This is a genomic window from Pedobacter aquatilis (assembly GCF_032678425.1).
In the GTDB taxonomy this organism is placed as follows: Bacteria; Bacteroidota; Bacteroidia; order Sphingobacteriales; family Sphingobacteriaceae; genus Pedobacter; species Pedobacter aquatilis_B.
This window is the reverse complement of the sequence record NZ_JAVTSG010000001.1, coordinates 675,735-698,891: the sequence shown is the minus strand read 5'-3', so window position 1 is coordinate 698,891 and position 23,157 is coordinate 675,735. Positions and strand designations below refer to the sequence as shown.

At 35.1% G+C, this 23,157-nt stretch carries 26 protein-coding genes; 19 read left to right on the top strand and 7 right to left on the bottom strand.

Annotation, left to right across the window (positions count from 1 at the left end; genetic code table 11):
- Positions 1-45: 45 nt before the first annotated feature.
- The 7 genes from R2Q16_RS02860 (at position 46) to atpG (ending at position 6,004) form a co-directional block, all read left to right on the top strand.
- Complete coding sequence (locus tag R2Q16_RS02860) at positions 46-435, top strand: hypothetical protein (protein WP_316735061.1); 390 nt, start codon at positions 46-48, stop codon at positions 433-435.
- A 14-nt stretch (positions 436-449) separates the two neighbouring features.
- On the top strand, positions 450-1,649 hold the full coding sequence (atpB, locus tag R2Q16_RS02855; protein WP_316735060.1) for a F0F1 ATP synthase subunit A: 1,200 nt from the start codon (positions 450-452) through the stop codon (positions 1,647-1,649).
- A gap of 37 nt (positions 1,650-1,686) precedes the next feature.
- On the top strand, positions 1,687-1,893 hold the full coding sequence (gene atpE / locus R2Q16_RS02850) for an ATP synthase F0 subunit C (RefSeq protein ID WP_010601523.1): 207 nt from the start codon (positions 1,687-1,689) through the stop codon (positions 1,891-1,893).
- 91 nt (positions 1,894-1,984) lie between these two features.
- Positions 1,985-2,479, top strand: coding sequence for a F0F1 ATP synthase subunit B (locus R2Q16_RS02845; RefSeq protein ID WP_316735059.1), 495 nt, complete (start codon positions 1,985-1,987; stop codon positions 2,477-2,479).
- Positions 2,480-2,581: 102 nt separating this feature from the next.
- Complete coding sequence (gene atpH, locus R2Q16_RS02840; protein WP_316735058.1) at positions 2,582-3,121, top strand: ATP synthase F1 subunit delta; 540 nt, start codon at positions 2,582-2,584, stop codon at positions 3,119-3,121.
- 242 nt (positions 3,122-3,363) lie between these two features.
- Positions 3,364-4,938, top strand: a complete 1,575-nt coding sequence (gene atpA, locus R2Q16_RS02835) for a F0F1 ATP synthase subunit alpha (protein ID WP_316735057.1) — start codon at positions 3,364-3,366, stop codon at positions 4,936-4,938.
- A gap of 178 nt (positions 4,939-5,116) precedes the next feature.
- Positions 5,117-6,004 carry an ATP synthase F1 subunit gamma gene (gene atpG / locus R2Q16_RS02830; protein WP_316735055.1) on the top strand — a complete coding sequence of 296 codons (888 nt, stop codon included), beginning with the start codon at positions 5,117-5,119 and terminating at the stop codon, positions 6,002-6,004.
- Positions 6,005-6,089: 85 nt separating this feature from the next.
- On the opposite strand, the gene R2Q16_RS02825 is transcribed toward atpG, so the two are convergent.
- Positions 6,090-6,719 (bottom strand): PKD domain-containing protein, encoded by a 630-nt coding sequence (locus R2Q16_RS02825; RefSeq protein WP_316735053.1) that lies wholly within the window; start codon positions 6,717-6,719, stop codon positions 6,090-6,092.
- Positions 6,720-6,889: 170 nt separating this feature from the next.
- Here R2Q16_RS02825 and R2Q16_RS02820 point away from each other — a divergent pair, with 170 nt between their 5' ends.
- From R2Q16_RS02820 to R2Q16_RS02810, 3 genes are all read left to right on the top strand, one after another.
- Positions 6,890-7,654 carry a 5'-nucleotidase, lipoprotein e(P4) family gene (locus R2Q16_RS02820; RefSeq protein WP_316735051.1) on the top strand — a complete coding sequence of 255 codons (765 nt, stop codon included), beginning with the start codon at positions 6,890-6,892 and terminating at the stop codon, positions 7,652-7,654.
- Between the two features lie 58 nt (positions 7,655-7,712).
- Positions 7,713-7,931: a hypothetical protein gene (locus R2Q16_RS02815; protein ID WP_231459037.1), complete on the top strand. Its 219-nt coding sequence runs from the start codon at positions 7,713-7,715 to the stop codon at positions 7,929-7,931.
- 547 nt (positions 7,932-8,478) lie between these two features.
- Positions 8,479-9,321, top strand: a complete 843-nt coding sequence (locus tag R2Q16_RS02810; protein WP_316735046.1) for a DUF4349 domain-containing protein — start codon at positions 8,479-8,481, stop codon at positions 9,319-9,321.
- Positions 9,322-9,387: 66 nt separating this feature from the next.
- Here R2Q16_RS02810 and ruvC read toward each other — a convergent pair whose 3' ends face one another.
- Positions 9,388-9,972 (bottom strand): crossover junction endodeoxyribonuclease RuvC, encoded by a 585-nt coding sequence (gene ruvC / locus R2Q16_RS02805; RefSeq protein ID WP_316735044.1) that lies wholly within the window; start codon positions 9,970-9,972, stop codon positions 9,388-9,390.
- 41 nt (positions 9,973-10,013) lie between these two features.
- Here ruvC and R2Q16_RS02800 point away from each other — a divergent pair, with 41 nt between their 5' ends.
- The 3 genes from R2Q16_RS02800 to R2Q16_RS02790 are packed head-to-tail and all read left to right on the top strand — an operon-like array spanning position 10,014 to position 13,247.
- Positions 10,014-10,991, top strand: a complete 978-nt coding sequence (locus tag R2Q16_RS02800) for a hypothetical protein (protein WP_316735042.1) — start codon at positions 10,014-10,016, stop codon at positions 10,989-10,991.
- A complete protein-coding gene (locus R2Q16_RS02795; protein ID WP_316735040.1) occupies positions 10,969-12,105 on the top strand; it encodes a glycosyltransferase family 2 protein in 1,137 nt (378 codons plus the stop codon). The genes R2Q16_RS02800 and R2Q16_RS02795 overlap by 23 nt, the downstream gene beginning before the upstream one ends.
- On the top strand, positions 12,105-13,247 hold the full coding sequence (locus R2Q16_RS02790; RefSeq protein WP_316735037.1) for an ABC transporter permease: 1,143 nt from the start codon (positions 12,105-12,107) through the stop codon (positions 13,245-13,247). The genes R2Q16_RS02795 and R2Q16_RS02790 overlap by 1 nt, the downstream gene beginning before the upstream one ends.
- Here the strand turns inward: R2Q16_RS02790 and R2Q16_RS02785 are convergent.
- A complete protein-coding gene (locus tag R2Q16_RS02785; RefSeq protein WP_316735036.1) occupies positions 13,237-13,587 on the bottom strand; it encodes a TfoX/Sxy family protein in 351 nt (116 codons plus the stop codon). The two genes, R2Q16_RS02790 and R2Q16_RS02785, sit on opposite strands and share 11 nt — an antisense overlap.
- 76 nt (positions 13,588-13,663) lie before the next feature.
- Here R2Q16_RS02785 and R2Q16_RS02780 point away from each other — a divergent pair, with 76 nt between their 5' ends.
- Positions 13,664-14,272 (top strand): ribonuclease HII, encoded by a 609-nt coding sequence (locus R2Q16_RS02780; protein ID WP_316735035.1) that lies wholly within the window; start codon positions 13,664-13,666, stop codon positions 14,270-14,272.
- A gap of 21 nt (positions 14,273-14,293) precedes the next feature.
- On the top strand, positions 14,294-15,496 hold the full coding sequence (locus tag R2Q16_RS02775) for a glycosyltransferase family 4 protein (RefSeq protein WP_316735034.1): 1,203 nt from the start codon (positions 14,294-14,296) through the stop codon (positions 15,494-15,496).
- Between the two features lie 13 nt (positions 15,497-15,509).
- On the opposite strand, the gene R2Q16_RS02770 is transcribed toward R2Q16_RS02775, so the two are convergent.
- Both R2Q16_RS02770 and R2Q16_RS02765 read right to left on the bottom strand, forming a co-directional pair.
- The gene (locus tag R2Q16_RS02770; RefSeq protein ID WP_316735033.1) at positions 15,510-15,968 is read right to left on the bottom strand and encodes an SRPBCC family protein; all 459 of its coding nucleotides are present in this window, start codon (positions 15,966-15,968) and stop codon (positions 15,510-15,512) included.
- A 12-nt stretch (positions 15,969-15,980) separates the two neighbouring features.
- The gene (locus R2Q16_RS02765) at positions 15,981-16,229 is read right to left on the bottom strand and encodes a redox-active disulfide protein 2 (RefSeq protein ID WP_316735031.1); all 249 of its coding nucleotides are present in this window, start codon (positions 16,227-16,229) and stop codon (positions 15,981-15,983) included.
- 618 nt (positions 16,230-16,847) lie between these two features.
- Between R2Q16_RS02765 and gcvT the strand changes: the two genes are divergently transcribed.
- Complete coding sequence (gene gcvT, locus R2Q16_RS02760) at positions 16,848-17,927, top strand: glycine cleavage system aminomethyltransferase GcvT (protein WP_316735029.1); 1,080 nt, start codon at positions 16,848-16,850, stop codon at positions 17,925-17,927.
- Between the two features lie 72 nt (positions 17,928-17,999).
- A complete protein-coding gene (locus R2Q16_RS02755) occupies positions 18,000-18,722 on the top strand; it encodes a 2-phosphosulfolactate phosphatase (protein WP_316735026.1) in 723 nt (240 codons plus the stop codon).
- A gap of 112 nt (positions 18,723-18,834) precedes the next feature.
- Here the strand turns inward: R2Q16_RS02755 and R2Q16_RS02750 are convergent, their stop codons facing one another.
- Both R2Q16_RS02750 and gldB read right to left on the bottom strand, forming a co-directional pair.
- Positions 18,835-19,644 (bottom strand): patatin-like phospholipase family protein, encoded by an 810-nt coding sequence (locus tag R2Q16_RS02750; protein ID WP_316735024.1) that lies wholly within the window; start codon positions 19,642-19,644, stop codon positions 18,835-18,837.
- 74 nt (positions 19,645-19,718) lie between these two features.
- On the bottom strand, positions 19,719-20,750 hold the full coding sequence (gene gldB / locus R2Q16_RS02745) for a gliding motility lipoprotein GldB (RefSeq protein ID WP_316735023.1): 1,032 nt from the start codon (positions 20,748-20,750) through the stop codon (positions 19,719-19,721).
- A gap of 26 nt (positions 20,751-20,776) precedes the next feature.
- Between gldB and R2Q16_RS02740 the strand changes: the two genes are divergently transcribed.
- Complete coding sequence (locus R2Q16_RS02740; protein WP_316735021.1) at positions 20,777-21,454, top strand: porin family protein; 678 nt, start codon at positions 20,777-20,779, stop codon at positions 21,452-21,454.
- An 18-nt stretch (positions 21,455-21,472) separates the two neighbouring features.
- The gene (locus R2Q16_RS02735; RefSeq protein WP_316735019.1) at positions 21,473-23,113 is read left to right on the top strand and encodes an NAD+ synthase; all 1,641 of its coding nucleotides are present in this window, start codon (positions 21,473-21,475) and stop codon (positions 23,111-23,113) included.
- Positions 23,114-23,157: the final 44 nt, after the last annotated feature.

Sequence of the window (23,157 nt, the reverse complement as noted above, 5' to 3'; positions counted from 1 at the left end):
ATTATCTTTGCCGAAGTTTATAAATCAAGAAACATCTATCAGAAATTGACCCTAACCAAATTTACCAGTTATTATTTTATTCTTGTAGGCGCCTTAATCGGTTTGTCCATTGCTGTGCCATTAATTTTTCCTGAAATTGAAATTCTGGTTGGGAGCTTTTGGCTAATTTTTGGCTTTATAGCAGGCATCACTTACATCGCTTACATATTGGCTTATTTGGGGATAAACCGAAATCCAGAAGCAGGTGTAATGGCTATTTTAGGCTCAGTAATTTTGAAGATGATTTTTTGTATGGCTTTTGTGCTGATTTACAGTATAAATACAAAGGAAAACGGACTTCTCTTTGTTGTAAATTTTTTTTCTATTTATTTATTGTTTACAGCCTTTGAAATGTACTGTTTGTTACGTAACTTGCGCCACCAAAATTTAAAGTAAAAAACTGCCAATAAATGGATTTTAACCAAGTTTTTATGTCGAAAGTTGTTAAGGTAATTGTTGTTTTTACGCTTTTAACAGCGTTTTTATCTATCAAAAATAATACTTTCGGTCAAGTTGATAGTGTTTCATCGTTGCCTGTAGATACTGCTGTATCTGCTACTCATGAAGCTGGTGCTGTTGTTAATCACGCTGAAGTGCATGAAGAAAAAGAAAAAGGTTTTGATATTACTTCATTCATTTTTCACCACATTAGCGATAGCCATTATTTCACACTTTTCGGTCATGGCGAACACGGTTTTCATTTACATTTACCAATTATACTTTGGACTAACACCGGTTTAGTAACTTTCAGTTCATCTGATTTTAAATTTAATGATGATGGAACTCAGGTTGTAGAAAAAAATGGCCAGCGTTTTGCGATGGCGCACAACAAAATTTACTACGCAAATGCAACTGCAAATGAACATGGTGCTTTTGTATCTCACGAAGTTAAAGATGGGGCAGAGGTTGTAATAAACGCTCGTCCGATTGATTTCTCTGTTACTAAGAACGTTTTCAGTATGCTTTTATCGGTAGTTTTATTGGTAATCGTTTTCACAACTGTAGCGTCATCATACAAAAAGAGAAATGGCAAAGCTCCAAAAGGAATGCAGTCTTTCTTAGAGCCGATTATTTTATTTGTACGTGATGATATTGCCAGACCAAACTTAGGACATAAATATGCTGCATTTATGCCGTATTTATTATCTGTGTTTTTCTTTATCTGGTTAAACAATATTTTAGGTTTGGTTCCATTCTTCCCGGGTGGCGCAAACGTAACTGGTAACATTGCTTTAACTGTTGTTTTAGCAGCTTGTACATTTTTAATTATCACCTTTAAAGGTAACAAGTATTATTGGGGACACATTCTTAATCCTCCTGTGCCTTGGTGGTTAAAACCATTAATGATTCCTGTAGAGATTTTTGGTATTTTCACTAAACCAATCGCACTTGCAATCAGGTTATTTGCAAACATTACTGCTGGTCACATCTTGGTAATGTCTTTATTATGCTTAATTTTTATTTTTAATTCGCTTTGGATTGCTCCGGCTTCAATTTTCTTTGCTGTATTTATCGGCTTAATTGAATTTTTGGTAGCATTTATTCAAGCGTTTATATTTACGATTCTTTCGGCCTTATTTATTGGCATGGCTGTAGAAGAACACCACTAAGAACATTATTGTTAAATTAATATAAATAAATCAGAAAATGACTGGAACATTAGCTGCAATCGGCGCAGGCTTAGCTGCAATAGGCGCTGGATTAGGTATCGGTAAAATTGGTGGTTCTGCAATGGAATCTATTGCTCGTCAACCAGAAGCCGCTTCAAAAATTCAAACTGCTATGCTTATCGCTGCAGCCTTTATCGAGGCGGTTGCTTTATTCGCAGTAGTAGTTTCTTTGATTGCAAAATAATCAAAGAAAAACTCTTTACAAGAACCTTTTCGGGATTGCCGCTAAGGTTCTTGTTTAAATTACGTTGTTAAAAGAATATTAATTATATAAGATGGATTTATTAGTTCCTGAAATTGGCTTGTTGGTATGGAATACCATTGCGTTTTTACTATTGGTTTTTCTATTAGGTAAATTTGCCTGGAAACCAATTATGAAAGCTATCCACGAGCGTGAGCAAAGTATTGATGATGCTTTAAACAAAGCTGAGTTAGCAAAACAAGAAATGGCTCGTTTAACCAGTCAAAATCAAGATTTGATGCAACAAGCACGTGCTGAACGCGATGAAATTTTGAAAGAAGCTAAAACATTAAAAGATAGCATTTTAAACGAGGCTAAAAAACAAGCTCAGGTTGAAGGTGCTAAATTGATTGAGAAAGCTAAAATCGAAATCGAAAACCAAAAGAAAGTTGCTTTAGCAGAAGTTAAAGGTCAGGTTTCTACATTATCATTAGAAATTGCAGAGCGTGTTTTACGTAATCAATTAGATGATAAAGCTAAACAAGAAGTTTTAGTGGCTGACTTGTTAAAAGGCGTTGAATTAAATTAAGTTATAAGTATTACGTTTTAGGTTTTAGGTATTGGGCTTATAGTTTAGGGTTAACCGCAATTATAACTTACAACTTATCACTTACAACTTACAACTCAAAATATGTCAGAAATTAAAGTTGCAGGCAGGTATGCCAAATCATTAATAGATTTAGCGGTTGAAAACAACGCTTTAGAATCTACCTATAATGATATGGTTTTATTTGAAAAGGCAGTTGATGAAACGCCTGAATTAGAAGCGATATTGAAAAACCCAATTGTACCTTTAGATAAAAAGACAGGTATTTTAAATGGTGTTTTTGCTGATAAAGTAAGTAAGCTCACGATTGCTTATTTCAAAATTGTGGTAAGTAAAGGCCGTTCGGCGATTTTATTTGCTACGGCACAACAATTTATTGAGCAGTATAACAAGTTAAATGGAATTGTAACTGCTGATGTAACTTCTGCGACTGTTTTAAGCGCAGCTGCTAAAGAAGAAATTGTTGCAATTGTTAAAAGAGAATTATGTGCTAGACAAGTTATCATTAATGAAAAAGTTAATGAGAAACTTATTGGCGGATTTATCTTAAAGGTTGGCGATAAACAATTTGATGCTAGTATTGCCAGCGGATTGAATAAACTTAAGAAAGAATTTGCTGCGTAGGAGTGTCAAGCGTCAAGTATCAAGATTTGAGTATCAGTTATCAAGATTGTGATTTGAGATTTGGATTTTGAGGGACACTGAAATAACAAAAGAACTACAGCAATAAAAATATATAAACCCGATAGGCAGCGGCATTTTTGTCATCCTGAGCGTAGTCGAAGGACAAAAATAAAGCAGATAGCGGGACTAGAATAACAAAAGAACTACAAGATTTACATTTACAAAAAGATATAATTAAAATTATGGTAGAGGTAAGACCAGACGAAGTATCGGCAATTATCAGACAACAATTGGCGGGCTTTAAATCAGAAACCGAACTGGAAGAAGTTGGTACCGTGTTGCAAGTGGGCGACGGTATTGCCCGTGTTTACGGTTTAACTAAAGTTCAATCGGGTGAGTTGGTTGAATTTGCAAATGGCCTGCAAGGCATTGTATTAAACCTTGAAGAAGATAACGTTGGTGTGGTACTTTTGGGTGCTTCTGACGAGATTAAAGAAGGTGATACAATTAAACGTACTAAAAAAATTGCCTCTATTAAAGTTGGTGAAGGTATGCTTGGTCGTGTTGTAAACACTTTGGGCGAGCCTTTAGATGGTAAAGGACCAATTTTAGGTGATACTTACGAAATGCCTCTAGAGCGTAAAGCTCCGGGTGTGGTTTTTCGTCAGCCAGTAAATGAGCCTTTACAAACTGGTATTAAAGCAATCGATGCGATGATTCCAATTGGTCGTGGTCAACGTGAGTTGGTTATTGGCGACCGTCAGATTGGTAAAACTGCTGTTTGTATCGATACCATTATCAACCAAAAAGAATTTTATGAAGCAGGTCAACCTGTGTTCTGTATTTATGTAGCAATTGGTCAAAAAAACTCTACCGTTGCTAACATTGTACGTACATTAGAAGAGAACGGTGCTTTACCATATACAGTTGTTGTTGCTGCTTCGGCTGCTGATCCTGCTCCAATGCAGTTCTATGCTCCGTTTGCTGGTGCTGCAATTGGCGAATTTTTCCGTGATACTGGTAGACCAGCTTTAATTGTTTATGATGATTTATCTAAACAAGCTGTTGCTTACCGTGAGGTATCATTATTATTAAAACGCCCTCCAGGTCGTGAGGCTTATCCAGGTGACGTTTTCTACTTACACAGTCGTTTATTAGAAAGAGCTGCAAAAATTAACGCAAATGATGATATTGCACAAGCAATGAATGATTTGCCTGAATCTATCAAACATCTTGTAAAAGGTGGTGGTTCATTAACAGCACTTCCAATTATCGAAACACAAGCGGGTGACGTTTCTGCATATATTCCAACGAACGTAATTTCGATTACTGATGGTCAGATTTTCTTAGAGTCGAATTTATTTAACTCAGGTATTCGTCCGGCTATTAACGTAGGTATTTCGGTATCGCGTGTGGGTGGTAATGCTCAAATTAAATCGATGAAGAAAGTTGCCGGTACTTTAAAGTTAGACCAAGCGCAATATCGTGAGTTAGAGGCTTTCTCTAAATTCGGTTCAGATTTAGATGCTGCTACGAAATCAGTTTTAGATAAAGGTGCACGTAACGTACAAATGTTAAAGCAAGCACAATTTTCGCCATTAAGCGTTGAGAAGCAAGTTGCAATTGTATATGTTGGTACTAAAAACTTAATGCGTAGTGTACCAGTTGATAAAGTAAAAGAATTTGAAACTGAATATTTAACACAATTGGAAATGCGTCATCCAGAAACTTTATCAGCATTAAAAGCTGGTAAATTCGATGATACCATTACAGGAGTTTTAGATACAGTAGCAAAAGAAATTTCAAGTAAATACTAAGAAGTATAAAGTAGTTAGTATCAAGTATCAAGACAAAAGCTCAGTGCCTAATCTTGCTACTTGTTACTGATGAAATTAAATAGATTAATTAGATACAGGTTAGCGAGTTTCAAATATTAATACAGGGAGAAAATCCAATCTTGATACTTGATACTTAATACTCGATACTAAATAAAGAATGGCTAATTTAAAAGAAGTAAGAAACCGAATTGCATCGGTACAATCAACGCAGCAGATTACGAAAGCTATGAAAATGGTTTCGGCGGCTAAGTTGAAACGTGCTACTAATGCAATTATCGCTTTGCGTCCTTATGCAACTAAACTGAAAGAGATTTTAGAAAATCTTTCGGCAAGTTTAGAAGGTTCTTCATCGCCTTTTATTCAAGAGCGTGAACCTAATAAGGTTTTAATTGTTACTGTTTCATCAAACCGTGGTTTGGCCGGAGCTTTTAACATGAACGTAATTAAAGCGGCCAATAATTTAATTGCTGAGAAATATAGCAAGCAGTTACAGAATGGTAACGTTAGCATTATTTCTATCGGTAAAAAAACGCAGGATTTTTACGAGAAACGCAAGTACAATGTTATTGGTAACAATAACGAAATATTTTCAGCCCTAACTTTCGAAAACGTAACAAAAATTACCGATGCGATTATGGCTGGTTTTGAAAAGGGTGAATTTGATAGAGTAGAAGTGGTGTATAATCGTTTCAGAAATGCAGCAATACAATACATTACTACTGAACAATTATTGCCACTACAAAAAGCAGAAGAGCCTACAAAAACTGAAGTTAAATCAACCAATGTTGATTATATTTTAGAACCTTCTAAAGAAGAAATTGTAGAGCAGTTAATTCCAAAATCAATTAAAATCCAGTTATATAAAGCTGTTTTAGATTCTCACGCATCTGAGCATGGCGCACGTATGACATCAATGGATAAAGCAACTGAAAACGCTGGTGAGTTATTAAAAGCCTTGAAACTTTCTTACAACCAGGCTCGTCAGGCGGCAATTACAACCGAATTAACGGAGATTGTAAGTGGTGCAGCAGCATTGAATGGATAAAATAGTATTGAGTCTTAAGTCGAAAGTCTTGAGTGCTTAAAGTCCATAAAAAAATCCCATTTCTTAATTGAAATGGGATTTTTTGTTATAAATTCTCAAGTATGGAACTAATACCTAATTCTCCTCGTGCCCCAAGCTGTACTTTAGTTTTATTATCTACAGAAAGAATATTATGCATAGAATCTTTTTGCCAAAACATGTCGTCAAAACGGAAAGCTTTTCCTTTGGCCGTACCGCTAATATTTGTAACATGCAATAAATTCCCTGTAGCTTGCAAGTTTACATAGATTGTGTCAGAAATTCCGTTTGGTTTTAATATTGACTTAACTGTATTAACTGGAAGATTTACGTAAGAGTTCAAATCCAAATCAAAACTACTATTGTTTTTAATTTGATAGCTGATGTCACCAGGAAATACTCTGATTTTAATCTTGGTTGCTTTGTTATAAACGGTTAAAGTCACTTCAAAAATACCAGAGGTTTTATACTGATGTTTAGCTTTACTTCCTGTAGTCTCAATCGTTCCATCGCCATAGTTCCAAATGTAATTATTCCCAGCAGTTGCATCTTTTGCTTCAAGCTCAATTGATTGTGTTAAATACAGTGACTTTTTATCAATGTTGAAGTCGGTGGTACTAATTTCCGGACTTTCTTTTTTGCAGGCAGCAAGGCACAATAATGCAATGGAAAGCCCTAGTAAATTTTTAAATTTCATAGTGTTTATTTTATTTGTGTGTGTACCAAAACTATTAAAAAGCATTAACTAAAGAAATAGTAATCGTCAGAAAAATACTTATTCAACATACATGTTACGATTACAACTTTAGCTGCTCAAATGGAACAAACCAACAGATGTTTAATACCTTTGCATTTTAATTTTAGAATATGAAAAAATACATCTTCATCATCATAACCATAATACCGTTTTTAGCCAAGGCACAATCGCCGGCAAGGGATTACACCAATGCGGTTTTATGGCAGCAAACATCGGGCGAATATAAAGCACTATGCTTTCAGGCTTATAATTTTGCTCGTTTATCTTTAAAAGAAGCTTTATGGGCAGATACTAGCAAAAAACCAAACTGTGTTATTGTAGATATCGATGAAACGGTTTTAGATAATTCACCATTTCAAGGGCATGAGATCAAAAAAGGTTTAAGTTATAATCCTGAAGATTGGACACAATGGACGAATTTGGCTCAAGCTGACACCGTTCCAGGTGCTTTGGCTTTTTTAAAATTTGCGGCTTCAAAAAATATTGAAACTTTTTACCTGAGCAATAGAGATGAAAAGGATTACAATGCAACGCTTAAAAATTTGCAGCAATTCGGATTTCCTTATGCAGATGATGCGCATCTTCTGGTATCAAAAGGAACTTCCAATAAAGAGCCCAGACGACAAAAAATTGCCGAAACGCACAATATTTTAATGCTTTGTGGCGATAATCTGAGCGATTTTTCTAACATTTTTTATCGTGAAAACAAAAATACTATGGAGCAGGTTAATGCAAATCAAACCTTATTTGGCGTAAAATATATTGTGCTCCCCAACCCAATGTACGGCGATTGGGAAAAACCTTTATATAAAGGCGATAACCTTAACGATAAGGATAAATCAAAACAACGTTTAGAACGATTAAAAAGTTACTAAACATTTATAATTATTCAGCAATAAATATTACTTTTGTTGCATCATAAAAATAAATATTATGGAAAACACAGAATTAAAGCACAATACAGAAAGTATGAAAACGGCTAACCAGCCAGGAATTTATAAATTGATGATTTTTGGTGTGTTGGTTTGCATGGTTGGTACTTATGCTCGTTTTGCATTCGATTCATGGGTTTTATCTTTAGTATCATGGATTATCCTTTTCATCGGTGCAATTATCAGCATTAAAGGTGTATTCAAAATTTTAGACGCATAAAATATTTTCTCTCTAAATACAAGAGCCAATTATGTTCGATACATAATTGGCTTTTTTGTTTTATTCTTATTTTTTTAGAAAAGCAGGGTTCGGTTCTCTTCTGTACCGATAGTCCTGCCATTCGCTTTACTTGCCTCATAAAAATTCGGCTGCGTGCTCGCTTCTGTCAGGTTTAGGTTACATAGGTAAACCTTACAATTTTAAACCCGACAGCAATGGAAATACTTTTAAAACAGCAGAAACCTTGAATATCCTATCCTCTGCAACCGATGAAAATAGTAATTTTTGCCTGAGCACGAACTGATATGTTTTAAAAGATTGTAATGTATGGCGGGACTAATTTAGCCGATACACTTCTGCATTTGCTTTTCAAATAAATATCGAAAATTTTTCCTTTAATAATTTTGTTTATAAAACAAGTGGGTTACCTAAATCGCTTTTTTGTATAAAGGGAAAAAGACGATTATACTAACCAAAACGTCAGAAAAAAATCTAGTGGCCATTAGATAATATTTTAAAATGATCAACAATTTAAAACCATCGAATCATGAAAAGGAATATTATTGCTATAGCCTTAATTTTAGGCTTGTTCGGCTGCAACAGTGAAAATAGAAAATCAGAAAGTGTTGATGCAATCAGCATAAATGAACTAAATAGAGAAGCTATTGATACCGCCGCTTCTAAGATTATAAAAACTGCCGATATGCGGTTTCGCGTAAAAGATGTTCAGAAAACAAAGGAACAGTTAAGTCAAACCATCAAAACTCAAGGCGGAGCAATTGCCGAATTTTCTATAGAAAGTGCTATTCAAGAAACAGATAAAGTTAGGTTATCTGCCGATTCACTAAAAGAAATTACTTCTTATCGAACTGAAGGATATCTTATTGCAAAAGTACCATCAGAAAAACTAGACGAGTTTACCAATGCCATTGCTAAAATTGCTGTATTTGTAAACAGCTCATCTATGAAAATGGATGACCAGAGTATTGTTTATCTGGCAAATAAAATGAAAGCGCAAAACCGTGTTGATGCTTCTAATCAAATAGGTAAAATTCCATCAAAAAAAACTGATAATGTAGAAACTAGCTTGGCTATAAAAGATGATTATGTCGATAGGAAAATTGATAACATCAGTATTGATGCACGTGTAAAATATAGTACCATTACACTTAATTTTTATCAGGATAATACTGTTAAAACAATGGTTATTGCGAACGATACATTATCAGATTACCGCCCTGCTTTTGCAACCCGTTTATGGTTAAATATTTTAAACGGCTGGAGCATTTTCATGGAACTTATTCTAGCACTCGCAAATTTATGGATGTTAATTTTAGTTGGAGTTTTAGGAGTACTTGCGTTTAAATACTATAAAGCAAGAAGGGTTTAATACTTCGTCATTGCCTGCCGCAGGCAGGCAATGACGATTGTTTTTAGCCAATGCTAAAAATATATATTACTTCTTTTTTGCAGCCAAACCCTTAACCTTACTTTTATTATCGCTTACAAAAGATTCCCAACCTGAATAAGTTTTTGATTTACCAGTAGCAGATATTTTTTGAAAAGAATGGCAAACTGCAACAGCTAAACCATCTGTTGCATCTAAAAATTCTGGTGTTTCTTTAAAGTTTAGTAAACGTTGCAACATAGCGGCAACTTGTTCTTTAGTGGCGTTACCGTTTCCAGTAATGGACTGCTTTATTTTTCTTGGAGAATATTCTGTTACCGAGATATTTCTAGACAGCGCTGCCGCAATTGCAGTTCCTTGCGCTCTGCCTAGCTTTAAAAGTACCTGAATGTTTTTGCCATAAAATGGGGCTTCAATAGCCAAAACATCGGGATTATATTGGTCGATGAGTACTACAGTTTTTTCAAAAATGCGTTGCAGTTTAAGAAAAGGATCGTCTAAATGAGTCATTTTTACAACCCCCATGCTAAGCAATTCGGTTTTATTTCCCTTTTCCAAAATCACTCCATAACCCATTACCGCTGTACCTGGGTCTATACCCAAAATCACTCGTTCCTTTTTTTCGCTCAACATTACAGCAATATTAAGCATATTTGCAAACTAAAAAGAGCAACTTGACCGCCAGAAATAAAAAAATATTTTCAATATCAGTTAAAGCAACTATCGTAATCTTAGCATTTTGGTTCATTTACCATAAGTTGGTTGCAAATGAAAATCTTCAGGATTTTAACAAACTCTTAAGCGATATTCCCCAGGTTCAAATTTTTGCTGTAATCGGATTTGTTTTTCTATTGATGTTTGTAAACTGGTTTCTGGAATCTGCAAAGTGGAAATATTTAATGCAACGGATAGAGCAAATTAGTTTCTACAGAGCAATTGAATCTGTTTTTTGTGGTTTAACGCTTGCCATTTTTACACCAAACAGGTTAGGCGAGTATGGTGGAAGAGTATTCTTTTTAACACCAAAACGTAGAATAGTTGGTGTGGTTGCTATGGCGGTTGGTAATATTGGTCAGTTGGTTTTAACCAATATTTTTGGAGCAATTGCCTTAAGTGCTTTCATCTTTCGGTTTATGAATTTAGATTACCGATTGTTTTTCGCTATTCAGGTTGTTGTAATCGTTTTTTGCCTATTCTTTCTTGTATTTTATTTCAATATCAGGTGGCTAAACGGCATACTTTTATCCTTTAGAATCACCAGAAAATATAAAAAGTTTTACAGCATTTTAGGCCGATACAGAAAGGGTGAATTATTTAAAATATTAATGTTTTGCCTTGCCCGATATTTCGTATTCAGTTCTCAATATTTTATTCTTTTTACCTGGCTCATTCCAGGATTGCAATATCTGGATATCGTTATGATGATTTGCATCTTATTTTTTGTACAATCTACACTTCCATCATTAGATTTATTTGATGTCGGCATTAGAAGTGTTACGGCATCATATTTTTTCAGTTTCATAACCAAACAAGATGTAACAGTAATAGCATGTACAGCTAGTATTTGGCTAATTAATATCATAATTCCTGCTATATTAGGCACATATTTCGTTTTTAAACTCAATTTTTTTGGAAATCCTAAATCTAACTAGTCTATTTTCTGCTTCTTTAACGCTTGTTTATGGTTTCTTGGTAATCTTTTTTATAAGAGGATGGCATAAACTAATATATTTTAATCCTGCTCAAAAAATACTGAGTACAAAGGTTTCTATTATTGTGGCTGCCCGCGATGAAGAATATATTATTGCCAAAACCATCGAGGATTTAATTGCTCAAGACTATCCCAAAGATTTAACGGAGATTATTTTTATAGATGATCATTCTACCGATAAAACGGCAGAAATTGTATTGAGCTATGCTGATAAAAATGTTAAATTAATTAAACTCAACGAAGATAAAGCCCTTAATTCTTACAAGAAAAAAGCAATTCAAACAGCCATAGGAACTTGTACAGGAGATTTAATTATCACTACTGATGCCGATTGTAGCATGGGAAATCAGTGGTTATCTACAATTGTAGCCTTATACGAAGAGCAGGATTATAAAATGATTTCTTCGCCTGTGGCCTATTATCAAGAGAAAAGTTTCTTTGAAAAATTACAATCTTTAGAATTTTTGTATCTCATTTGTTTAGGTGCATCAACTATTGGGAATAAAAAACCTTCTACCTGTAATGGTGCTAACCTTGCTTACGAAAAGGCAACATTTTACGAAGTCGGTGGATTTTCAGGAATCGATGATTTAGCTTCGGGAGATGATGAATTGCTGTTGCATAAAATAGCGGCAAAGTACCCCGATAATATTGGTTTTTTAAAAAACAGAGAAGCAATTGTGTACACACATGCAAAAGAAAATTTGAAATCTTTTATTCAACAAAGAAAACGTTGGGCATCAAAAAGTACGCGGTATAAAAATAAAGGTATAATTGTTTTGGGTATTTTTGTTTGGGTTTTTAACCTTAGTATTTTGGCTAATTTTATTACTGGTTTATTCCTGCCGGGATTTTTAACCATCTCTTTGTGCCAACTAATATTTAAAATGATGCTGGAAAGTTTATTTTTATGGGATATAACAGGTTTTGCAAAAAGACGCAATCTGCTGTTTTTAATTCCGATTTTAAATGTTCTTCACATTTTATACATTATTTTTATCGGTATTGCTGGCAACAGTGGAAAATACAATTGGAAAGGTAGAATGGTTAAGTAATGGATAATAGCCCATCGAAAAAAGTTTGGTTAAAGTTTCGTAGAAATAAGCTTGCATTTGGTGGCTTAATCTTTATTCTTTTTTTGATGCTTGTAGGTATTTTAGGATATTTAATTACACCAGATAGCTCGCCAAATGCTAATACCATGCATTTGCAATTAACGAACAAAAAACCAGGCAGCTCTTTTCAATTTATTATCATCAGTAAAAATCCGAAAGTTAAGGAACTTGGCTTTTTCGAACGTATGTTATATGGTCAGGAATCAAATTTTAAAAGTTTACCCATTACATCTTACCGAATTTCAAGAGATAAAGTTTTAGTTCGTGAGTATATTGGAGATGATGAGCGTGCAGAAGAATCGAGTTATAATTTAAAAGATTTATGCAATTCCTGCACACTGCCGAGTAAACTTGGTAATGCAGAAATGCTATTTAAACGCCACAATATTTACAACCAAACTTTTCTTTTAGGCACCGATATATATGGTAGAGATTTATTAAGCAGGTTAATATTGGGCATTCGGGTTTCGCTTTCCGTTGGGTTAATTGCAGTATTAATTTCGCTTTTTATTGGCGTTACATTAGGCGCAATTGCGGGTTACTTTGGCGGTAAAACCGACGCCGCAATTAGTTGGTTTATGAATGTGGTTTGGTCGCTACCTTCATTACTTTTAGTTATAGCCATTTCATTTGCTCTTGGTAAGGGTTTTTGGCAAATTTTTATCGCAGTTGGTTTGTCAACTTGGGTTGATGTAGCGAGGTTAGTTCGTGGACAAGTAATGGCACTTAAAGAAGTTGAGTTTGTTGAAGCAGCCAGAGCCTTGGGTTTTAGCACCAGCAGAACAATTGTAAAACACATTTTGCCAAACATCGCCGGACCGATTTTGGTTGTCGCATCGGCGAATTTTGCATCGGCAATTTTGTTAGAAACAGGGCTAAGTTTTTTGGGTTTTGGGGCACAGCCACCAATGCCAAGCTGGGGCAGTATGATTAAAGAACATTACGGTTACATCATTATGAATGCTGCCTACCTCGCCGTTTTACCAGGTTTGGCAATTATGTTTACGGTTTATGCCTTTAATGTTTTGGCAATTGGCCTGCGCGATGCTTTCGATGTTAAAGGGCAGAATACTAGCGTTTAATTTTTTTCTTTGATGCTTTAGCAAGTGGGTTAAAATCGAGTGCTTGCTTCACCCAAAAATCCAATTCATCATTTCGGTTTAAAACATCTTCCGAGACCAAAATATAGCCATTCATGGTTTTACCGCCCATTGTCATCGTATCCCAACCATCTTTATTGCTAAAACTTTCCAAATCATTCGGATTTATTCTAAGCATCAGTTCATGTTTCATAACTCCAATGCACATTTTCCCATTAACCATAAAAACTAATCCACTAAACATTTCTTTTTCTTCAACATCAGGTAAATGCATTAATTTTTCAGCAACTCTTAAAACTAAAACTTCATTGTATTTTCTCATTATTTCGTTTGAAACTAATTTACTTAATCAATAATCATTACACAAAATTTAGTTACTATTCTTTTAACTTTGCAGGGTGTTAATAAACTGTTACAATTTAGAATTGATAGAAGCTGGCTGCGATGAAGCTGGAAGAGGTTGCCTGGCCGGTCCGGTATCTGCGGCAGCGGTAATTTTGCCTAAAGATTTTTACCTGGAAGGATTAAATGATTCAAAAAAACTAACACACCAACAAAGAGAAGACTTGAGGCCAATCATAGAGCGTGAAGCTTTAGCATGGGCGGTTGCATTTGTAGATCATGATGAAATTGACCGGATAAACATCTTAAATGCTTCTTTTTTGGCGATGCACAGAGCAATCGAAAAATTAGCTGTAATTCCTCAACATCTTGTAATTGATGGTAATCGATTTAAAAAGTATATTGATATTCCACACTGCTGTGTTGTAAAAGGTGATGGAAAATACCTGAATATTGCAGCAGCTTCAATCCTTGCCAAAACCCATCGCGACGAATATATGGCAAATTTGCATCATGACTTTCCGCATTATAACTGGCAGCAAAATAAAGGTTATCCTACCATTGCGCATCGAAAAGCCGTTCTCGAAATCGGACTTTCGCCATTTCATCGTAAAACATTTAATGTAAGTGCTCCACAGCTCGAATTGTTTTCAAAAAACATGTAATTTTCGTATTTTCACAACATTGTGAAGATTTTACTAATAACTAAACGGGTTCCATTTCCACCAAATAGTGGTTATCCTATTGTGGTTTACAACACCATGAAGGGCTTGCTTCAACTTGGTGCAGATATTACTTTGTTTAGTTTAAATCCAGCAAATTCTCGAATTGACATTGAAGAAATTACCGATCCGATTTTTGAGAAGATTAAATACCACAGTTGCGATTTAGATACGCAGGTGAATGTTTGGTCGGCTTTTTTCAATATTTTCACCAACGAATCTTATAACGTTTCCCGGTATTACGATGAAGAAGCTGCTCGAACTTTAGAAAATATACTTCGTGAAAATGTTTTTGATGTCATCCAATTTGAGGGTTTATTTGTTGTACCTTATCTAGATATTGTTAAAGCAAACAGTAACGCAAAGCTGATTTACAGGGCGCATAATATTGAATTTACGATGTGGGAGCGACGTTCTCATTCAGAAAGTTTTCTTATCCGCAGAAAATACCTTGCCTTTTTAGCACAACGCTTAAAGGCTTATGAAACTGAACAGATTAATCGTTTTCATCATATTTTCGCCATTAGCGAACCTGACAGGCAAAGCATTTTAATGTTCGGTTGCGAAATACCAATGTCGGTTTTTCCGGTTGCTATAGATTTGGAAAATTATAAAATCGACAGTAGCAAAACCAGTTTTCCAACGCTTTTTCATTTAGGTGCAATGGATTGGCGACCAAACCAAGAAGGTTTAGAGTGGTTTTTGGATGATATTTGGCCCGATATTGAAAAGTTAAATAAAGACCTTCGTTTTTACATCGCCGGTAAAAATATGCAAAAGCATTTTTTTGAATACGATTCTGATAATCTAATCGTGGAGGGTGAAGTTTTTGATGCGGTAGAATTTATGAATTCGAAAGCGATTATGATAGTGCCGCTAATTTCGGGGACTGGTATGCGGGTGAAAATTATCGAAGGCATGGCGATGAAAAAGTGCATAATTGCAACACCAACAGCCGCCGAAGGCATAAATTGCAGGCACGGACACGATATTTTAATTGCAAATTCTGCCGATGAATTTTATCGTTCAATTCTTCAGTGCATAATTAACCCTAAAAGGTGGCTAGAAATTGGCGAGAATGCAAGGAAAACGGTTGAGAACGAACATGGTGTCCATTTAGTCGCAGGCAATATGCATAAAGTCTACGATGAACTGGTTTCGAATTAAAATTGTCTAAAAATCAGTCAGCTATATTTTCTAATACCTTTTCCAGCTTATCAAAATTTTCCTCATTCTTATCTATAACAAAAGGTCTTAATTTATCACTTTCTTTTGCAGTATCAAACAACATTTTAAAAACGATTTTTGTGCTGTGTTCAATTGCTTCGAAGGTGAAAAGAACTTGAAAAAGCGGCTTCGAATAGCGTTTCCATGCAATTAAATTCGGTTTGTCAATTTTAATAAATTCACATTCGTTCGGATAATTTCCTTTATCTGGTCCATGCATTATAAAACTCCATTTGCCGCCTTCTCTAAACTCAAATTCGTTAAAGGTATTGGTAAAGCCAATTGGTCCCCACCAATTTTGCAAATGTTTAGGATTAGAAAATGCTTCGAAAACTAACTCTATCGGGTAATTTACCGTCCTCGAACTCACAATTTCAGTTTCGGGTGTTGAAGAAATAATTGCTGTTGACATATCTTTTAAATTTTACAAACTGTTTCTTGACTTAAGTTCTTCCTTAATCGCTTTTAAACTGCCAAAATTTATAATGAAAATTGGAATCAGCGCAATTGGAACAACAGAAATGTCGCTAAAGCCTTTTTTAAAGGCCATAAAAATATTTATAATAATTAAAACCAATAACATTCCACCCAACATCGCTGTAATCCCCTTCATCGATTTCTCCGTCTTCACCAATTCCTCCGTGCTCATTTCGTTGTATTTCTTTGTTTTCATAGTATTTGTGGTTTAGTAGTGAAGTTAATAAAAATATAATTCTTTTTTGAAGCACAAGTTTCTATACCTTTCGGTCCCGAAAGTCCCGCTATCGCTGCAAGTCCGCTCCCGATAGAAAAAATCGGGATGCGGGCTTTTCGCTTTATCGGGGCTATTTTAGTTAGGTAAACCTTTCTATTTAAGGTTTCAAAAGCGATGGGGTTAATTGTTTTATGTTGGATTCGAAAATCAATCCTCGCCTCTGATGCTTTTAAGTTAATTGGAATTATTGTTGTTTGTTCGTCATTGCGAGGCGCGAAGCAATCTACGGACGATATTTTTAGGATTGCTTCGTGCCTCGCAATGACGATATTTTTAATAAACCTCAGTAAAATAAACCCGACAGAAATGGAAATACTTTAATTGCAGAAATATTGAATATTTCTACTCACAATGCAATGCAAAAGAAAATTGCTCATAGAAATGACCAGAGTTGTTTAAAGATTGTAATGAATGGCGGGGCTGCAGCATCTATGAAAAACTGACAATCGTTTTCAAAATCTTAAAGAAAATGCTACAAAATTTAACCGAAAACATTGCCATTTTCTTAGTAGTTTTGCCGCCAACTATTTATTAAGCATGAAAAATACAGCTTTAACTGAAAAACATATCGCCCTAGGCGCTAAAATGGTTCCTTTTGCGGGTTATAACATGCCTGTAACTTACGAGGGCATTAATGCAGAACACGCCACTGTGCGTAACAGCGTTGGTGTTTTCGATGTAAGCCACATGGGCGAATTTATTTTGAAAGGCGAAAATGCTTTAGATTTAATTCAACGTGTTACTAGTAACGATGCATCAAAACTTTATGATGGAAAAGTGCAATATTCTTGCCTTCCGAATACTGATGGCGGTATTGTTGATGATCTTTTGGTTTACCGCATCGATGAAAAAACGTATATGCTGGTTGTTAATGCTTCGAATATAGAAAAAGATTGGAATTGGATTCAGCAGTTTAATGATAAAGCTGTTGAAATTCATAATATTTCTGATAAAACCTCTTTATTGGCGATTCAAGGTCCTAAAGCTGCTGATGCTTTGCAAAGTTTAACCGAAGTTGATTTAGCTTCGATGGAGTATTATACTTTTGTTAAAGGTACTTTTGCTGGTGTTGATAATGTTGTAATTTCTGCAACAGGATATACTGGCGCTGGTGGATTTGAAATTTATTTTGATAACGAGCACGCTGATAAAATCTGGGATGCAATTTTTGAAGCCGGAGCAGCACAAAATATTAAACCGATTGGCTTAGGTGCTCGTGATACTTTGCGTTTGGAAATGGGTTTCTGTTTATACGGAAATGATATTGATGATACAACTTCGCCACTTGAGGCTGGTTTAGGTTGGATTACCAAGTTCTCGAAAACATTTACAAATTCTGAAGTTTTACAGGCTCAAAAGGAAGCAGGTGTTGAAAAGAAATTGGTTGGTTTTGAAATGATTGACAGAGGAATTCCTCGTCACGATTATGAAATTGCAGATGCAGAGGGTAATTTAATTGGTAAGGTTACATCGGGTACACAAGCGCCATCTTTGCAAAAAGCAATCGGGATGGGGTATGTGGCTAAAGATTTCGCTAAAGAAGGTTCTGAAATTTTTATAAACATCCGAAATACACCAATTAAAGCCAAAGTAGTTAAGTTTCCTTTTTATAAATAGATGTAAGTATCGAGTATCAAGTATCAAGATGGTTGTCTCGATACTTGATACTCGATAATTGATACTCGGAATATGTCGAAAAAAATTGAAGTTTGTTTAACGCCTGCCCTGATTGATTTATACGATATTGAACAGAGTATTGTTGTAGTTATTGATATTTTAAGGGCAACATCTTCTATAACCTACGGAATTGAAAATGGCGCAGAAGCCATAATTCCGGTTGCAAATGTTGAAGATTGTTTAAATTATGCTGATAAAGGCTATTTGCTAGCAGCTGAGCGTAATGGCGAGGTGGTTACAGGTTACGATTTTGGTAATTCTCCATTTTCTTACACCAAAGAAAAAGTTGAAGGTAAAACAATTGTGCTTACTACAACAAATGGAACCAAGGCACTTCACTTAGCAAATAAAAGAGCATATCAAGTTGTTATTGGTTCGTTCTTAAATCTTGATTCGCTTTGCGGATATTTGGCTAGTCAGGATAAAAACGTATTACTTTTATGCGCTGGTTGGAAAGATCAGTTTAATTTAGAAGATACTTTATTTGCAGGCGCAGTTGTAAATAAATTGCGCAAAAACTTTGAGCATTTTGATGATTCTAGCGTAGCTTCAGAGGATTTATATCTACTGGCTAAGGATGATTTACGAAAATACCTTCATAAATCTTCGCACAGTCATCGCTTAGCACAACTAAATATTGAAGAAGACGTGGTTTTCTGTTTGCAATTAAATGTTTGTACAGCGATTCCTGTTTTGCAAGGCGAGCGATTGGTTAAGTTGAGAGAAACTGTTTAAATAAACAAGCAATTCGAGATTTTTAATACACTTTTCAAAGTGATTAGGAAATACTTTATTTAATTACAAAGATTTCTCGGTTTCGCTCGAAATGACGAAGCCCAATTAAATTTTACTTTGTTATCAATTCCCTGATTGCTGGCGTATTTTTGATAACATTTAAGGCTTCTTCGTGTGCTAACCAGTAAATATCTTCAGCGCGTTTCATATCGAAGGTGCTAATGGCGCCTAAACCTTTCGGTTCGATAACTACATCGCAAAATTTCGCTTTGCGTTCCATATCATGGTTTATCGACATTAATCCGGCACGACCAAGTAAATTTGTAATTCCGGTAATTTTATCAACCGCTTTTAAATGATTGCAAGAAGAGCCAATAATAAAATCACATTCATTCATTAATGGTTCAACAGGGAAATTATTTAAAATTCCGCCATCAACGTACATTTGCCCATCAATCATAATCGGTTTAAAAATACCTGGAATGCAACTTGAAGCATGAATAGCTCTAATTAGCGGACCTTTTGTGAAGTAAACCAATCTACCTTCACTAAAATTTACCGCGGCAATTGTTAAAGGTATTTTAAGTTTTTCGATAGAATCCTCAGGGAAATATTCTTTTAATATTAGTGAAGTATTCTCTATGTTGATTAGTCCTAAAGAACCTACCGCGGGGCGAACGAAACGCCATAATTTCGTTTTAAGGAAAATATTTAAACCTTCTTCCGGGTCGATGCCAGCAGCGAAAAAAGAGCCTGCAATTGCACCAGCACTTGTGCCGCTAATCTGGCTAAATGTTATGCCTAAATTACTGAAGGCCTTTAATATGCCTAAGTGTGCAATTCCTCTTATGCCACCACCTGATAGTACGATTCCAACTCTCTTTGGTTTTTTTATTGCTTCGTTATTGGGCTGATTCGTCATTAGTTCAGTGCTCGTTTATCGTTTTATTGTTAAACTGTTTGATGGCGCAATTGTTACATCAATTTTATTAACAACTACTTTCGTTTTGGCTTATATTTCGATTGATTCAGAATTTTTTGCGCATCATTTTCAGCCATAAGTTGCTGCAAAGTAACATCAGGATGGTTTTCGATATATTTTTTAACGATTTGCCATCCGATAAAAACACCTAATTTCGGGGCAGAGTCTCTGTTTTCGCCCAAGCCTGGTGTAAACGGACCTTCAGATAAGAAAACCTGTATTTTGTGGTAATCCGTTTCGTATAAAAAATTATTTTCAAGGAAGTATGCCCATATATCGGTTTCGAAATTTTGGGCCCAATCTAATTGGTCTTTCGTATAACCGATTTTAACAGAATCCGCTATGTTTTCTGGTAAAACCTGATCCAAAAAGTACAAAATTTTCCCTTGAAAAATCATTTTTGATAACAAAGTTCTATCTCCATCGGGTTCTTGAAAAAGTTCTTCGTGGGCATAAGTTTCTGCAACACGCGGTACAATATATTCGGGCGTAAATCTCCTGGATAGGTACAGCGGCACGCTTTTGACAATTGCAGTGTAAAACTTACTGTCTTTACCCAAAAACATATCCAATCCAATCCCTAAATAATTATCGCCGACAGGCATTTGATAAGAAAAACCAGATACAAACGATATAATTTTAGGGATTTTTGACTTCGGATAATAATATTTAATGTATTTAAATGTTTCGGTTAATGCTTCTTCCTGTGCTTTTAAATTTGGATAAACGCTATCTACTTCATGCGTTAAATCGGTGTACGCCCTGTCTGCATATAAATTGGATAACGATTCTATGTTTGAATATCTGCTATCTAAAATTTTATGCAGAAAATCATCGTAGAAAACACCATATTTTGCACCTAATTTTTTATCTGTTTCGATTACATTACTTGTTTTTCCTTTGTAAAGTTCCTGGTCAAAGCGTTCGATCTTAATATCAATTTTTATATTGCTAACATCTGGTCGTTTACCTTGTTTACAGGAAATAAATACTAAGGCAAACAGAAAAATTAGATAAATTTGCTGGTGTTTTACGTTATACTTCATTGTAGACAAATATAAAAACATAAGATATGAAAAGAATAACAACGATTTTAATTTTATCATTTTTAAGTTTAAGCGTTTTTGCCCAAAATTTTAATGTTCAAAATTTTGGTTTTAAGTTAGGTTTAACTGCAACACCAACAATTGGTTGGATAAAACCAGAGCAAGGCAAAACTGAAGGCGTGGGTTTAGGTTTTTCTTACGGAATTATGGGCGATTTTAATTTTGCACCAAATTATAGTTTTTCGACTGCCTTAACCATTACCACTATTAATGGAAAAAGTACCGAGGTAAATGTGTGGCCTTATCACGCATCAAGTAGCAGTACTAATGTTCCCGTTGCTTATGATTTGAAATATAAAATGCAGTACATCGAAATTCCGCTAACGGTTAAACTTAAAACCATAAAAGAAGATGGTAAAAGATGGTACGGACAATTCGGATTATCAAATGGTTTTAACATTAGTGCCAAACAAGATGCAGTAAGAAATAATACAACTGTTGGCGATAATCAAAACATCTCCGATTTCTCTAAATTTTATCGTGCAGGTTTAATTATTGGTGGCGGCGGAGAGTTTGATATCTCTGGCAATACTAGTGTGCTCGCTGGCTTAACCTTTAATAACGGTTTTACAAATATTGTAAAGGATGGTAGCCGTGAAAGCCGAAACCATTATCTTGCCCTTAATTTTGGTATATTCTTCTAAAATACTTTTAACCATTACATGAAAATAGCTTTAGCTCAACTGAATTATCACATTGGTAATTTCGAAGCCAACACTCAAAAAATCATCAACAATATTGAGCTTGCAAAAAGCAAAGGCGCCGATTTGGTGGTTTTCGCAGAGCTTGCAATTTGTGGTTATCCGCCACGCGATTTTTTAGAATTTGATGAGTTCATATCGCTTTGCGAAAAATCTGCTTTGAAAATTGCTGAGCATTGTACAGATATAGCCTGTATTATCGGTTTACCGGTAAGAAATGAGGTATTGCAAGGAAAAGATTTATTTAATGCGGCCTATTTTATTGAAGATGGAGAAGTAAAAGCCGTTACTAAAAAAGCATTATTGCCAACTTACGATGTTTTTGATGAATATCGTTATTTCGAGCCTGCTACTCAGTTTCAATGTATCGATTTTAAAGATAAAAAGATTGCTTTAACCATTTGCGAAGATTTATGGAACATTGACGATAATCCGTTATATGTTTCAAATCCGATGGATGAATTGATAAAGGAACAGCCGGACGTGATGATTAATATTGCAGCTTCGCCGTTTTCTTACACGCATGATGATGAGCGCATAAAAGTGCTTTCTGATAATGCCAAGAAGTATAATTTGCCGGTTTTTTATGTCAACCAGGTTGGTGCACAAACTGAAATTATTTTCGATGGTGGGTCTTTAGTATTTGATGCTGAAGGTGCTACAAAAGCAGAAATGAAATACTTTGAAGAGGATTTACAAGTATTTGATTTAAACGAAATCGAAAATGTAAAGAACAAATATCCGGCAGCAGCCCGTTTAACCGATATTGAGCAAATTCACGATGCTTTGGTTTTGGGTATTAAGGATTACTTTCAAAAATCTGGATTTAGCAAAGCAGTTTTAGGATTATCGGGTGGCATCGATTCGGCTGTTGTTTGCGCATTAGCTTGCAGGGCATTAGGTGCAGAAAATGTAATGGCCGTTTTAATGCCTTCTAAGTTTTCTTCTGACCATTCTGTTCAAGATGCCTTGGATTTGGTTAATAACATTGGTTGTATGCACGAAATCATTCCAATAAAAGAAGCGGCCGAGGCTTTTGATAATATGCTTGCTCCAGCGTTTAAAGGTTTACCTTTTAATTTAACAGAAGAAAATATTCAGGCTCGTATTCGTGGTATAATCAATATGGCGATGAGCAACAAATTCGGTTATATTTTACTTAATACCTCAAATAAAAGCGAGTGTGCGGTAGGTTATGGTACGTTGTATGGCGATATGTGTGGTGCAATTGGCGTAATTGGCGATGTTTACAAGACGCAAGTTTTTCAGCTAGCGAGATACATCAACACAGAAAAGGAAATTATTCCAATCAATACCATTGTTAAACCGCCATCTGCCGAATTACGACCAGACCAGAAAGATTCGGATTCGCTACCTGAATACGATGTATTGGATGCAATTTTATATCAGCATATTGAATTAAAACAAGGTTCGAAAGCGATTATTGCAAAGGGTTATGATGAAGCATTAGTCGCCAGAATTTTAAGAATGGTTAATATTGCCGAATTTAAGCGTTATCAAACACCACCAATTTTAAGGGTTTCTCCTAAAGCATTTGGTATGGGTAGGAGAATGCCAATTGTTGGGAAATATTTGAGTTAGCTAAATAAATTTGCACGCGAATTGGGCTATCTACTTAATTTTAA

Bases quoted from the DNA above. Each gene is read 5' to 3' on its own strand.
- R2Q16_RS02815 (WP_231459037.1), top strand. From the start codon at position 7,713: ATGGAAAACACAGAATTAAAGCACAATACAGAAAGTATGAAAACGGCT.
- atpH (WP_316735058.1), top strand. From the start codon at position 2,582: ATGTCAGAAATTAAAGTTGCAGGCAGGTATGCCAAATCATTAATAGAT.
- R2Q16_RS02735 (WP_316735019.1), top strand. From the start codon at position 21,473: ATGAAAATAGCTTTAGCTCAACTGAATTATCACATTGGTAATTTCGAA.
- gldB (WP_316735023.1), bottom strand. From the start codon at position 20,750: ATGAAGTATAACGTAAAACACCAGCAAATTTATCTAATTTTTCTGTTT.
- R2Q16_RS02765 (WP_316735031.1), bottom strand. From the start codon at position 16,229: ATGAAAACAAAGAAATACAACGAAATGAGCACGGAGGAATTGGTGAAG.
- R2Q16_RS02825 (WP_316735053.1), bottom strand. From the start codon at position 6,719: ATGAAATTTAAAAATTTACTAGGGCTTTCCATTGCATTATTGTGCCTT.
- R2Q16_RS02785 (WP_316735036.1), bottom strand. From the start codon at position 13,587: ATGAGAAAATACAATGAAGTTTTAGTTTTAAGAGTTGCTGAAAAATTA.
- ruvC (WP_316735044.1), bottom strand. From the start codon at position 9,972: ATGTTGAGCGAAAAAAAGGAACGAGTGATTTTGGGTATAGACCCAGGT.
- R2Q16_RS02740 (WP_316735021.1), top strand. From the start codon at position 20,777: ATGAAAAGAATAACAACGATTTTAATTTTATCATTTTTAAGTTTAAGC.
- R2Q16_RS02770 (WP_316735033.1), bottom strand. From the start codon at position 15,968: ATGTCAACAGCAATTATTTCTTCAACACCCGAAACTGAAATTGTGAGT.
- R2Q16_RS02790 (WP_316735037.1), top strand. From the start codon at position 12,105: ATGGATAATAGCCCATCGAAAAAAGTTTGGTTAAAGTTTCGTAGAAAT.
- R2Q16_RS02820 (WP_316735051.1), top strand. From the start codon at position 6,890: ATGAAAAAATACATCTTCATCATCATAACCATAATACCGTTTTTAGCC.
- gcvT (WP_316735029.1), top strand. From the start codon at position 16,848: ATGAAAAATACAGCTTTAACTGAAAAACATATCGCCCTAGGCGCTAAA.
- atpE (WP_010601523.1), top strand. From the start codon at position 1,687: ATGACTGGAACATTAGCTGCAATCGGCGCAGGCTTAGCTGCAATAGGC.
- atpB (WP_316735060.1), top strand. From the start codon at position 450: ATGGATTTTAACCAAGTTTTTATGTCGAAAGTTGTTAAGGTAATTGTT.
- atpG (WP_316735055.1), top strand. From the start codon at position 5,117: ATGGCTAATTTAAAAGAAGTAAGAAACCGAATTGCATCGGTACAATCA.
- R2Q16_RS02810 (WP_316735046.1), top strand. From the start codon at position 8,479: ATGAAAAGGAATATTATTGCTATAGCCTTAATTTTAGGCTTGTTCGGC.
- atpA (WP_316735057.1), top strand. From the start codon at position 3,364: ATGGTAGAGGTAAGACCAGACGAAGTATCGGCAATTATCAGACAACAA.
- R2Q16_RS02750 (WP_316735024.1), bottom strand. From the start codon at position 19,644: ATGACGAATCAGCCCAATAACGAAGCAATAAAAAAACCAAAGAGAGTT.
- R2Q16_RS02845 (WP_316735059.1), top strand. From the start codon at position 1,985: ATGGATTTATTAGTTCCTGAAATTGGCTTGTTGGTATGGAATACCATT.
- R2Q16_RS02755 (WP_316735026.1), top strand. From the start codon at position 18,000: ATGTCGAAAAAAATTGAAGTTTGTTTAACGCCTGCCCTGATTGATTTA.